This is a genomic window from Pedococcus bigeumensis, from assembly GCF_006438965.1.
Taxonomy (GTDB): Bacteria; Actinomycetota; Actinomycetes; order Actinomycetales; family Dermatophilaceae; genus Pedococcus; species Pedococcus bigeumensis_A.
In genome coordinates this window covers 1,061,569-1,073,613 of the sequence record NZ_RCZM01000001.1, presented here as the reverse complement: position 1 = coordinate 1,073,613, position 12,045 = coordinate 1,061,569, and the positions used below count along the sequence as shown (strand labels likewise).

Sequence of the window (12,045 nt, the reverse complement as noted above, 5' to 3'; positions counted from 1 at the left end):
CATCCCGGCCACCCCTTCGTCGCGGTACCTGGCCGCCCATTTCGCTGCCGTCTTCCAGGACACGTCATAGCGTTCGGCCGCTCGTGCCGGTGGCCAACCATGGTCAACGATCAAGCGGGCCAGCCGCAACCGGGCACGTGGAGTCAGAGCAGCGTTCGAGTGGGTAGCGTGGGACATGAAGACCTCCTGGGTGAAGCGGTTTCTTAGACAGCTCCACTTCACACCGGGAGGTCTTCACCCATCCACCACCTCAGACCGTGTCGTCACACAATCTCGACCAACGTGCCTGGACATCACAACTAGCGACGGAAAGACGCACTTAGTGGATCACGCGCCACATTGAGTGGCGCCGAATCAGAACCTGGTGGTCAGCGTGGTGCTCGGCCGGTAGGTCGTCGCCAACGTCCCTGCCAGGGCCGTGGTGGAGCGCATGATGGTCGGATGCTCACCTCGAAGGACGTCATGAACAAGACGCTCACGCCGACGCAGTTCCACGCCGGGTATGACGAGCGCGAGGTGGACGACTTGCTGGACAAGATCGCTGGGGCTTTGCGCTACTACGAGCAGGGCGGTCGACCGGGGCCAGAGGCGCCAGCCTCGCCGACCCTAGGTCACCGCTTCACGTCAACGAAGTTTCGTCGCGGGTACGAAGAGGGGGAAGTCGACGACTTCCTCGACCAGGTGATCGAGACCATGCACTTCTACGAGCAAGGCGGTCGGCCCGATCTCCATGCCTTGGCATCCCTGGTCGGCTCGGAGCCGGAAGGGCTCGGTCATCGGGCCCTTCGCTGGCTGCGTGGAGACCCAAGGTCCTGAATCGGTGATGCCGCAGGGGCATCTTGCCTTGGGGCGACTCGGCGCGAGAGTCGCCGGAGGTTGTGGCGGACTACGACGCCTGGCTGGTGCAAAGGGAACGACGGGAGCCGTACAGACAGAACACTGTCCGTCCCGGGAAGCTTCGTGGCCGGTCTGACCGGCGCCGGGCGCACGCGGCGGTTAGACGCACGTCGTCGTTGTGCAGCCCCGGGGGCTTGGATCGCTTCCTGGAGGTCAGCACCCCATGGGGCAGCGCCCGCATCCGCCGAGCGGGCACGACCGGCCTCTGTTACGTTCCACCGATGGTCAATGTCGGTGATGTCATTGAGAACCCGGTCACCGGCGAGAGGATCACGTTCGTGCGGACGAGCGAACAGACCGGTGGTGCGCTCGCGGAGTTGGACCTCGAGTTGAGCCCCACGGCCTTCTTGGCTGCGGAACACATTCACCGTTCGCAGGAAGAAAAGTTTCACGTCCTTGACGGCGGCATCCTGCTGCGGTGTCGCGGTGAAGAGTCGATAAGCGGCCCAGGGGACACCGTGGTCGTGCCTGCGGGCGCCCCGCACGCGTGGGCGCCGCACGGCGGCGCCGCGGCAAGAGTGCGCATCACCTTCACTCCAGGGGCCGGCATCGAGCAGTTCTTCGATGAGTTCTTCCGTCTCGCCCGCGAAGGTCGGGTCAACGCCAAGGGGATGCCCTCGCTCCCGATCACCGCCCGTCTGGGTCTCGCTCACGATATGTACCTGGCGGGTCCGCCCGTGCCCCTGCAACGCGCTGCCTTTCGGGTGCTAGCCACGACGGACAGGCTGCTTCACCGCTCCGGCTCCTGAGCGGCCAAAACGCGGAATGACGCCCTTCATGGCGCTTGGAGTTCCGGCCGGCGGTATGACGTACCTCGGCAGCGGCTTGGGCGCATACCGGCGGGGACTAGTGACATCAGTGTTGGCCAGTTGAGCACGCAGGTAACTCATCGCAGGACAGGTCCTGGGTAGATCGTCGGTCCTCGGGATCGAACGGGATCGGCCACACGATTGGCTCCCAAGCCCGGCCCGGACGCATCGACCGTCTGCTGCGAGGATGGTGACGTGCAAATCATGGATGCTCTGCTACGCGCGCAGGAAGCTGCGGCTCCCGAGGTCGGTCGGGGTCGGCTGGCTGAGTACATCCCCAGCCTGGGGGCGGTAGATCCGCGTCAGTTCGGGATGGTCATCGCCTCCTGCGACGGCCAAGTGCACGTCCTCGGTGACGCCGACGTGCGCTTCTCGGTGCAGAGCATCAGCAAGGTCTTCACGCTCGCGCTAGTAGTCGCCGCCGAGGGAGAAGACATCTGGGATCGGGTGTCCCGCGAACCGTCGGGCAACCCGTTCAACTCCTTTCTCCAGCTTGACCAGGAGGAAGGGCGTCCTCGCAACCCGTTCATCAACGCCGGTGCACTCGTCGTCACCGACCGGCTGCATTCGCTGACAGGCAACGCGTACGGCGCTCTTCGCGACCTGATGCGCCGGGAGAGCCGTAACGCCGACGTGGACAGCGACCCTGCGGTGGCCCGTTCAGAGCTCGAGGTCGGCCACCGCACAACGGCACTGGCACACCTGCTTGCCAGCTACGGGAACTTGGAGTGTCCCGTTGATCAGGTGATCAACCAGTACGTCGCCCAGTGCGCTCTATCGATGACCTGCCGCGAGCTGGCGCTGGCCGGGTTGTTTCTTGCCCGCGACGGCGTTCTCTCAGACGCAACGCGGCTCCTCAGTGCGCGGCAGACAAAGCGGATCAACGCCGTGATGCTCACCTGCGGCACCTACGACTCGGCCGGCGAATTCGCCTACCGAGTTGGACTGCCGGCCAAGAGTGGCGTCGGTGGCGGCATCCTGGCAGTCATCCCCGACCGGGGTGTCGCCTGCGTGTGGAGTCCGGCACTGGGCCCCTCCGGCAGCTCTGCAGCAGGGCTGGCCGCGCTGGACGCGTTCACCACGTACTCCGACTGGACCGTTTTCTGAGCCTCGGCCAGCGACGAACACGGAGCAACGGAAGCCGGTCACCATCACCCCGACAGCGAGCGAACAGTATCGCGGCGGTTAGACGCTCCCGGACAACGTGCCGCCTGGTGCCGTCTCTTGCGAGACTGGTCGCATGACGGGACCTGATCGTGACCGGGACACCGAAGGCCGCGCACGCCAGGCAAGGCCTCGCGACGCTCTGGGCCGACCGCTGCCCTATGGGGCCAAGGGCGTCGAGCCTGTGTCGGAGGAACCTTTGCCTCCCCAAGAGACACTTGAGGCAGCTCGAAAGCTCGTGAGAGCAGGCCGCCCGTTCTCAGCCCACGAGGTGCTGGAGGCCCGGTGGAAGGCGGGACCGGTTGAAGAACGTGACCTGTGGCAGGGGCTGGCGCAGGTCTGTGTTGCCTTGACGCATGCGGCTCGCGGAAATCGGGTTGGAGCCGATCGACTCTTCGAACGTGCCGCGGGGCGGTTGACAGCATTTGCCGCGACCAGACGCTGGGCCTACGGCCTTGACTTGGATTCCGTCGTGGCGCAAGCGAGAAGTTCCGGAGGCGTCAGTTCTGGAGGCGGGCAGCCAAGACGTCGGGAACTTCGTGACCATTGGATACGGTCCCGCCACGAGTCCCCGAGAGTCGACCGTCGACGCCCTTGAGTTGGCCAACGCTGCCTACGCCGCGTGGCAAGGCTTCATGGGCGACCACGGCATCGAGGGCCTGACCAGCGTGACTGCGGCCCTGCTGGATCCACCTAGGGACTGATGTAGGCGGGGGAAGACTCGCCGCATACCCATCACTCAGGCAGTGGGTCTGCTGCACGGATAGGTGACACCTGATCTGCGCCGACGGGTCCGGTCGCGACCCACTCAACGAACGGAGGGCAAAGACGTCAGGCCCGCGACCTGGGCAGTCGCCCCTTCTGTGCATGGGCCGTTGGTCCCGGCTTAACGGGAACAGGACGCGGGAACGGGCTCGTCGATCCTGCGGGTCGCACCGTTGGGCAGAAGCTGCACGGCGATCGTCTCTGCTAGCACCGTTCCTTCGTTGCGGAGCAGGTGAGAGTCCCTTCCGCCGGTGTCGATGAAGTTGGTTCCGGCGGTGTAGACGTGCGGAGGGCAGCCCGGTTCGTCGCTCGTGTAGTTCGTCACTGTGCCTGCGACCACGAAGACGAGGCTGGGCCCCGGATGGGAGTGCCAGCCAGTGTCCGATCCCGGCGCGAACTTGTTGTCCACGACGTAGATGTCGGAGGCTCCGTGAGTCTTGAGGCGAGCGCTCCAGAGGTTGGACGGATCCGCATGCGCTTTGATGTTGAGTTTGCCGAAGGTCGACTTCGCGAGAATCGTTGTCGTGACACCGGGTACGGGAGTCGATGCCGAGACGCTTCCGCTGAAGAGGGCTACCCCTGAGAGAGCCAGCGCAGAGGCCAGGGGCCATCTTGCTTTCATTGTGTTCTCCTTGGTTGGTTGGTTGGTTGGGTGGGTTGGGCCGTGGTGTCAATGGCGGAACCGCGGCGGTGCCGCTCGCGCAGGCGATCAGGAGGGTCCCCTCATGCCAGCCCCTTTCCGAATGGACGGTCTCGACCACCTGATGGGGTTGAGACGCCTCGCGGCTCGCAGCGTCCACCGTCCGTTCGGCACGACGTGGCGAGATGCTTCATCTGAGAGTGGGTTCGATCGCGTCGATTCGGTATGCCGCGGTGGCTAGGATGCACTCACATCGGGTAAGGGTTTGTTCACCCGCGGACAGGTTCATGACTGGCCGATGTGCACTGCGGAAGCGCCACCATCGGCTCGCGGTGGCCAATACCAGCCGGGGAGGATGATCCCCATTCCCACGCAGTTCGGGCCTTACACGTTGAACTGGCTGATCGGTCGCGGAGGGATGGGCGAGGTCCACAACGCCCTCGATGTCCGACACAACCGGTATGTCGCACTGAAGTTGCTGGCACACGAGGTGAGCGAGGACGCAGAGCTGTGCGCCCGGTTTCGGCGGGAGGCACAGATTGTCGCCACGCTGCGACACCCTCACGTCATCCCGGTGCACGGGTTCGGCGAGATCGAGGGTCGCCTCTACCTCGACATGCGACTGGTCGAGGGCTCGGACCTGGCCACCATCCTCGAAGCTGGCGCGCTATCCCCGGGACGGGCCGTGCATATCGTCGAGCAGGTGGCCGGCGCGCTGGAAGCGGCGCACGACGCGGGCCTTGTTCACCGTGACGTCAAGCCGTCGAACGTTTTGATCTCGCGCGGTTCCGGAAGCTCCGACTTTGCGTATCTCGTGGACTTCGGCATCGCTCGGTCAGTAGATGCTCCCACGACCACCCGCGAGGATCAGCCTGCCGGGACCCTGGCGTACATGGCCCCGGAGCGGTTCCGTGGAGCACGCCCGGCTGCGTCGGGCGACATCTACGCCTTGGCCTGCTTGTTGTACGAATGTCTAACTGGGCGACGTCCGTTCGAGAACACGACCCTGCCGGACCTGCTGCACGCCCATCTCGACGAGGCGCCGCCCAAACCGTCGGCGAGGGTGCAAAACCTGGCCGCCTTTGATGCGGTCATAGCAAGGGGGCTGGCGAAGGATCCGGCAAAGCGGTACCGGACTGCCACCGAGCTGGCCCTCGCTGCCCGGCACGCACTGGAGCGCGATCCCGCCACGCGGCGATCCGAAAGATGGCGTCGCTGGGCGGCACGAGCCGCCCGACAGTCGCACCCCGCGCTGGCCGCAATCCTGGCGCTTAGTGTGGTTGCGATCACCGCGGCGGTCGTGGCCACGACCCGGGATGGGGAGGTCGCCGGAACGAGGATCAGTGCGGCGGGCGAGAACTCGGTCAGCATGCTCGACCCCACGACGGGCCGGTTGATCCGCAGCATCGCCGTCGACGCCGGGCCGAGCGCGGTGGTAGCGGGGTTCGGCGCGATCTGGACTGCAAACACCAACGCGGACACCGTGTCGCGCATCGATCCAGCCACTGGTTCGGTGACGCGAATCGTGGTCGAGTCAGCGCCCTCCGCCGTCGCGATCGGGGCTGGCTCGGTGTGGGTCACCAACGGCGCGTCCGGCACGGTGTCTCGCATCGATCCCGCCACGGATCGGACGCGGAGCATCGCGGTCGGCACCGCCCCGGGTGGCATCGCTGTCGCTTCAGGAGCGGTCTGGGTCACGAATACCGGCGACGCGACGGTCTCCCGCATCGATCCAGCCCTGAACATCGTCGTGCGAACCATCCCGGTCGGGGCTGGACCCGGAGCGATCAGCGGCGGCAGCCCCGTATGGGTAGCCAACTCCACGTCGAACAGCGTGTCGCGCATCGATCCGACCAGCAACACTGTCGTCCAGACAATCCCCGTTGGTCACGATCCCGAAGGCATCCGCGTGGTCGGAAACGACGTCTGGGTGGCGAACAACTTGGACGGCACGATCTCCCGGCTTCCTGCGACCGGCAACTCCGTCGCTACCACTGTCGCCCTCGGAACAGCATCCCAGCCGACGGCAATGATCGCTGGCGGCAGCGGGATTCTCTGGGTGGCGTCCACCGGCGAGGCGGCGCTGTACGAGGTGGACGTCGGGCAATCGCCTGCGCGGCTCGTCCGCACTATCCCTCTCGGAGTCATCCCGACCGGTGTCACGACCGCGGGGAAGGGCGGTGCGGTGTGGGTTGCAGGCGCGATCGACCCGACGCGCCACCGCGGCGGCACCCTGCGCATCCGCGGCGAGAATCCCGGCTCGGTTGACCCGTCCTACGGAGGCACCCAAATCACCTCCGGACTGCTCAACAGCACCTACGACGGCCTGGTCGGTCTGCGTCACGCTCCTGGCGCGAAGGGGACCGAGATCGTGCCGGATCTGGCGACCGACCTCCCCGCGTCAACCGAGGGCGGCCGCAGCTACTCGTTTCACCTGCGCGCAGGCATCCGCTGGTCCGACGGAAGCCCGCTGACGGTATACGACGTTCGGCGTGGATTCGAGCGGGCCATCGCCTCCGGCCTGACAACGGTCCAGAACGAGATCGTTGGCGCGTCAACTTGCAGTGTCTCCAAATGCGTCATCAGTGGCATCGTTATCGATCCGACGGCACGCTCCGTCACCATCCACCTTGTCCGGCCAAACGCCGCATTCCTCGAACAGATCGCCACCGCTTGCGCGGCCGTGCCCGCAGCCACACCGCTGGCCGAGCAAAAGGTGGTGCCCGTTTCCGCGTCCGGACCATATCGGATCAGTACCTACATCCCGGGCAAGTTGATCAGGCTCACCCGCAACTCGTACTTCGAACAATGGTCGACCGCGGCCCAACCCGCCGGATTTCCTGATGGCATCGACTACCTGGTCGCGTCGGTCGGGTCTCCGGTCTCAGCGGCTGAGGCGAAGACGGAGATCGCCGACGTTGACGCGGGACGAACCGATTGGGCCGATGCCCGATTCGCCGGTACCGAAGCCGAGCTGGCCGCCAGATTCGGAGATCGCTTGCATCTGACAGCGGACGGCTCGACAAGGGGTGTTGCGCTGAACACCCGAATCCCGCCGTTCAACGACGTGAGGGTGCGCCGGGCGCTGAACTTTGCGGTGGACCGCGCCGCGGCCGCTGCGGCGTGGCCTTCAATCGTGACGCCTACCTGTCAGATTCTGCCACCCGATTCTCCGGGGTATCGGCCCTACTGCCCCTACACGCTGCACCCAAACTCCCGAGGGTCCTGGGACTCACCGGACTTCGTGACGGCCGAAAGGCTCGTGGCCGCCTCGCACACGGCTGGCATGCGGGTGACCGTCTGGTCGCTTCCCAATCCCGCGCCGGGAGTGCAGGCGGTCGTGCGTGCGCTGCGTGACCTGGGGTACCGGGTCAGCTTCAATGTCGGCAATCCCGGAGGTGATTACTTCGCATATGTCGCCGATTCGGGCCACAAGGTGCAGGCCTCGTTCTTCGGCTGGATATCGAACGACCAGAGCGTCGAGGATTTCATCCCTCGGTTGTTCGCCTGCGCCTCCTTCTCCGCCGGCGACCCGGACAACTCGAACACGTCCGGGTTCTGCGATGCGCGCATCGACGCGACAATGCGCGAGGCCCAACAACTCGAGTCGACGTCGCTGCACGCCGCGAACGACGTCTGGGCGGTGGCCGACAAACGCATCACAGACGCGTCGCCGTGGATCTCGCTCGTCAACGCGTCCTGGGTGGACGCGGTGTCCAAGCGCGTGCACAACTACGTCCGAAATCCAGTCATCGGTGTCCTCTTCGACCAGATGTGGATCGTCTGAACTCAGAGTGCAACAGCCCGGCGCCGCCCGCCGGCGGCATGGCTCCGACGTGACCCATGACTCCGCGAAACCCGCCAGTCCAGAGGACCCGCTCATACAATGCTCGACATGCCGGACGTCATCGAACTCTGGTCACTGGGGCGGGCCAGCTTGGTACTCCTTCAGGGCCCGCGCATGACCATCGGTCGGGCCGCCGAGAACGACATCACCATCTCGGATCCGGAATCCTCAGCCGTGCACGCGGCATTGGAACCGCTTGCCGGTTCCTGGAGCGTAAGCGACCTGAGTTCCCGCAATGGCACCTTCGTCAACGGCGAGCGCGTTCTCACCGAACGACCCCTCCGCCGTGGCGACGAGATTCGGATTGGTCGCTCACGCTTGGTCTACCGCCCTGAGTCGAGCACCATCGACCTCGCCCCGACGGCAAGCCCACGCGGTGTGCCGGACCTCACGAGGCGAGAACGGGATGTTCTGCTCGCCCTGTTCAGCGGGCGAATCCCGGACGCTGTCTTCGTAGAGCCTGCGACCACACACGAAATCGCACGCGCGTTGCAGGTGACGGATGCGGCCGTCAAGCAGCATCTGGTGAAGCTTTACGACAAGTTTGCCCTCACCCTGCCGACCGAGCGAACGCGTGCGAGGCTCGCCAACGAGGCTCTTCGGCGCGGAGTGGTCAGCGTCGCGGACATTCGCTCCGCGTCGCCTGGAAACTGAGCCTCCGACACGCGTCCGCACCGACGTAGCCAGGACTCCCATGAGCAAGGCGACTGCCACCTGGTCGTGGCCAGGCGCTACGTGGCGGGCGGGCTGGCTGGACTTTGCCGAACCTTTAGGGATGCGACCCGCTGATGGGGGTGGTGGAAGCGTCTCCGCGCCGTTATCTTCCGGGCAGGGTGCACAGATTAGGGGCGCTCAGACACTGGAGGAGTTCACTGATGATCCAATCCACTGTGCGGCGGCCCGTGACCCGGCTTGTCGCTGCCGCGACGGGAGCCGCGGCCGTCGTCGCCGTCCCGCTTGCGTTCACGGTTCCGACGGCGGTCGCCTCGGCGGCCGCTTCGCCGTCCGGGCGATACATCGTCATGACGGCCGGCGACCCGCTTGCAACGTATGCCGGAGGTGTCCCGGGCTTCAAGGCCACCAAGCCGAAGGTGGGCGCCAAGGTCGACACCCGCAGCGCGAACGCGCGTGGCTACGCCAAACACCTGTCCGACGCCCATACGAAGGCCCTCGCTTCGGTCGGGGCGTCTGCCCGCGGCCGGCACGACTACTCGGTGGCGTTCAACGGCTTCTCCGCCACACTCACAGGTGCCCAGGCTGACGCCATCGCCAAGGCGCCGGGCGTCGTCAAGGTCTGGAAGGACGAGGTCCGCAAGGCGGACACGATCAGCACCCCGGGCTTCCTCGGACTGTCCGGCACGGGCGGTGTGTGGCAGAAGCAGTTCGGCGGCGTCAGCCACGCCGGCGAGGGAGTGATCATCGCCGACCTCGACACAGGGATCTGGGCCGAGAACCCAGCCTTTGCACCACTTTCCATCCCGCGACCCGACCAGGCGACGATCAACGCCAAGTGGCACGGTGTGTGCGACGCCGGAGCTGAAGAGCCGATCGCGTGCACGAACAAGATCATCGGCGCCCGCTACTACGGGGCCGACTTCGGCAACACGGTCATCCCCGAAGAGTTCGTTGGCCCACGTGACTACAACGGCCACGGATCGCACACCGCAAGCACGGCGGCCGGGGCGAACGGCGTCACCGCAGTGATCAACGGTGGTGTTGTCGGTCAGGCCTCAGGCATGGCCCCGGCGGCCCGGCTCGCCATCTACAAGGTCCTGTGGGAGACCGCCGACCACACCAGCGGTTCCGGCACCACGGCAGGCATCGTGGCGGCGATCGACGATGCGGTGAGCGACGGCGTCGACGTCATCAACTACTCCATCTCCGGCTCGTCGCAGTACATCGTCTCCCCCGACGAGCTGGCGTTCTTCAGCGCCGCCCAAGCAGGTGTCTTCATCTCGGCCTCCGCCGGCAACAGCGGCGACACGGTCGGCGCGAGCAGCGTGGCCCACAACGCCCCCTGGGAGATGACCGTTGCGGCGAGCACCCACGACAGGGGCAACACCAACACGGTCACACTCGGCAACGGTGCCGTCTACCACGGCGTCGGGGTGTCGCCCGGCATCGGACCCAAGCCGCTGATCCGGTCGACGGACGCGGTCCTGGCAGGCGCTAACTCGGAGGCCGCCCGACTTTGCTACAGCACCGCCACCCCCGGGGGCAACGCACTCGACCCGGCCAAGGTGGCCGGCAAGATCGTCATCTGTGACCGCGGCGTCAACGCCCGGGTCGACAAGTCCCAGGCCGTGAACGAGGCCGGTGGCGTCGGCATGGTGCTGGCGAACACGAGCGCCGCCCAGTCGCTCAACGCCGACTTCCACATCATCCCCACCAGCCACGTCAACTCAGCCGACGGCAGCGCGATCAAGGCGTATGCCGCCTCAGTCGGGTCAAGTGCCACGGCGACCATCTCGGCGCGCGACACCACCCCGGTGCGAGCTCCGGAGATGGCGGGCTTCTCCTCCTTCGGTCCGGCCCTGGCGGGCGGTGGCGACCTGCTCAAGCCGGACATCACCGCTCCGGGCGTCGACGTCGTGGCAGCCGTCGCCCCTCCGGGGAACAACGGCAACAGTTTTGACGCATACTCCGGCACCTCGATGGCTGCGCCGCACATCACGGGCATCGCCGCCCTCGTCCTCCAGGCGCACCCCGGTTGGTCGCCGATGTGGGTCAAGTCAGCGCTCATGACGACTGCGTCGCCGCTCGACAACAAGGGCCTGCCCATCCAGCGCGGCGGTGCTGACGCGACGCCGCTGGACTATGGCAACGGCCATGTCACTCCCGCCCCGGCCTTCGACCCGGGCCTGGTCTATGACAACGGCGCAGTCGACTGGGTGCGGTACGGCTGCGGCATCGGGCAGTTCCAGTTGGTCTCGGACCCGTCGTTCTGCGCGACGTACGGCTCCATCGACCCGAGCAACCTCAACTACCCGAGCATCGCGGTCGCCGGCCTGGCCGGCTCCCAGACGGTGACCCGCACGGTGACGAACACGTCGGTAGACCAGGCGTCGCAGTACACCCCGACGGTCGTCGCACCGACTGGCTTCACCGCCACGGTCAACGTCTCCAAGCTGACTGTCCCGCCGCTGCAGTCCCGCTCCTTCAGCGTCACCTTCACCCGGACCACGGCACCGCTCACCAAGTGGGCCTTCGGTTCGCTGACGTGGACGGACAAGCGTGGTCACTCGGTGCGCAGTGCGGTCGCGCTACAGCCTGTGGCAGCGACAGTTCCGACCGAGCTGAGCGGGACCGGCACCAGCGGGTCCAAGACGGTCTCCGTCACCCCCGGCTTCACCGGCACCCTGGCCGCGACGACAGCGGGCCTCAACCCCGCGACGGTCGGCACCGTTACGGCGTCCAAGGGCGCCGCCGGCACGACGACGTTCACCGCCCCCGCCGGTAGCAAGGTCCTCCGCTTCGCGACATATGACGCGGACTACCCGGCCAACACCGACGTCGACCTCGTCGTCAAGAAGGGGACCACTGAAGTGGGGTCCAGTGGTGGTGCCACAGCTGAAGAAGCAGTCAACCTCTCGGGTGACGACCTCGGTGGCACCTACACGATCCAGGCGACCTACTTCGCCGGAGCGACCGCGTCCCTCGGCATCCAGGTCAACAGCTTCGCCGTGGGCATCACACAGTCGGGCAACCTCACGGTCACCCCGGCCACCCAGGCCGTGACGGTCGGCCGCCCAGCGTCGGCCACGGTGGCGTGGACAGGCCTGGCAGCGGGCACCCGCTATCTCGGCGCCGTCGACTGGAGCGACGGCACCAGCTCGGTGGGCCGCACCCTGGTGGCCATCCTCAAGTAGCCGCACCGCCCCAGCGGAGCCCCCACCAAACCCTCGGTGGGGGCTCCGTTGCAT

10 protein-coding genes are annotated in these 12,045 nt (G+C 66.4%); 8 read left to right on the top strand and 2 right to left on the bottom strand.

Going from position 1 to position 12,045, the window contains the following annotated elements; all coding sequences use genetic code 11:
- The coding region (locus tag EAH86_RS04940; protein ID WP_170212766.1) for a helix-turn-helix domain-containing protein at positions 1-177 on the bottom strand (177 nt) is incomplete at its 3' end.
- Between the two features lie 264 nt (positions 178-441).
- Here EAH86_RS04940 and EAH86_RS20760 point away from each other — a divergent pair.
- From EAH86_RS20760 to EAH86_RS20410, 5 genes are all read left to right on the top strand, one after another.
- A complete protein-coding gene (locus EAH86_RS20760) occupies positions 442-816 on the top strand; it encodes a DivIVA domain-containing protein (protein WP_140737425.1) in 375 nt (124 codons plus the stop codon).
- 302 nt (positions 817-1,118) lie between these two features.
- Positions 1,119-1,646 (top strand): cupin domain-containing protein, encoded by a 528-nt coding sequence (locus EAH86_RS04930; protein WP_140737424.1) that lies wholly within the window; start codon positions 1,119-1,121, stop codon positions 1,644-1,646.
- A gap of 201 nt (positions 1,647-1,847) precedes the next feature.
- Positions 1,848-2,813 (top strand): glutaminase, encoded by a 966-nt coding sequence (locus EAH86_RS04925; protein ID WP_241668186.1) that lies wholly within the window; start codon positions 1,848-1,850, stop codon positions 2,811-2,813.
- A 133-nt stretch (positions 2,814-2,946) separates the two neighbouring features.
- On the top strand, positions 2,947-3,468 hold the full coding sequence (locus EAH86_RS04920; RefSeq protein WP_140737423.1) for a DUF309 domain-containing protein: 522 nt from the start codon (positions 2,947-2,949) through the stop codon (positions 3,466-3,468).
- Entirely contained in the window at positions 3,410-3,574 is a 165-nt protein-coding gene (locus tag EAH86_RS20410) for a hypothetical protein (RefSeq protein ID WP_170212752.1), read from the top strand. The genes EAH86_RS04920 and EAH86_RS20410 overlap by 59 nt, the downstream gene beginning before the upstream one ends.
- A gap of 182 nt (positions 3,575-3,756) precedes the next feature.
- Here EAH86_RS20410 and EAH86_RS04915 read toward each other — a convergent pair whose 3' ends face one another.
- Complete coding sequence (locus EAH86_RS04915) at positions 3,757-4,257, bottom strand: cupin domain-containing protein (protein ID WP_140737422.1); 501 nt, start codon at positions 4,255-4,257, stop codon at positions 3,757-3,759.
- 373 nt (positions 4,258-4,630) lie between these two features.
- Here EAH86_RS04915 and EAH86_RS04910 point away from each other — a divergent pair, with 373 nt between their 5' ends.
- The 3 genes from EAH86_RS04910 to EAH86_RS04900 all read left to right on the top strand — a co-directional run bounded on the left by EAH86_RS04910 (position 4,631) and on the right by EAH86_RS04900 (position 11,991).
- Positions 4,631-8,062: a protein kinase domain-containing protein gene (locus tag EAH86_RS04910; RefSeq protein ID WP_140737421.1), complete on the top strand. Its 3,432-nt coding sequence runs from the start codon at positions 4,631-4,633 to the stop codon at positions 8,060-8,062.
- Positions 8,063-8,170: 108 nt separating this feature from the next.
- Complete coding sequence (locus EAH86_RS04905) at positions 8,171-8,776, top strand: FHA domain-containing protein (RefSeq protein ID WP_140737420.1); 606 nt, start codon at positions 8,171-8,173, stop codon at positions 8,774-8,776.
- Between the two features lie 221 nt (positions 8,777-8,997).
- Positions 8,998-11,991, top strand: a complete 2,994-nt coding sequence (locus EAH86_RS04900) for a S8 family serine peptidase (RefSeq protein WP_140737419.1) — start codon at positions 8,998-9,000, stop codon at positions 11,989-11,991.
- Positions 11,992-12,045: the final 54 nt, after the last annotated feature.

Coding starts and splice junctions, on each gene's coding strand:
- EAH86_RS04915 (WP_140737422.1), bottom strand. CDS start 4,257: ATGAAAGCAAGATGGCCCCTGGCCTCTGCGCTGGCTCTCTCAGGGGTA.
- EAH86_RS04920 (WP_140737423.1), top strand. CDS start 2,947: ATGACGGGACCTGATCGTGACCGGGACACCGAAGGCCGCGCACGCCAG.
- EAH86_RS04930 (WP_140737424.1), top strand. CDS start 1,119: ATGGTCAATGTCGGTGATGTCATTGAGAACCCGGTCACCGGCGAGAGG.
- EAH86_RS04910 (WP_140737421.1), top strand. CDS start 4,631: ATGATCCCCATTCCCACGCAGTTCGGGCCTTACACGTTGAACTGGCTG.
- EAH86_RS20760 (WP_140737425.1), top strand. CDS start 442: ATGCTCACCTCGAAGGACGTCATGAACAAGACGCTCACGCCGACGCAG.
- EAH86_RS04905 (WP_140737420.1), top strand. CDS start 8,171: ATGCCGGACGTCATCGAACTCTGGTCACTGGGGCGGGCCAGCTTGGTA.
- EAH86_RS04900 (WP_140737419.1), top strand. CDS start 8,998: ATGATCCAATCCACTGTGCGGCGGCCCGTGACCCGGCTTGTCGCTGCC.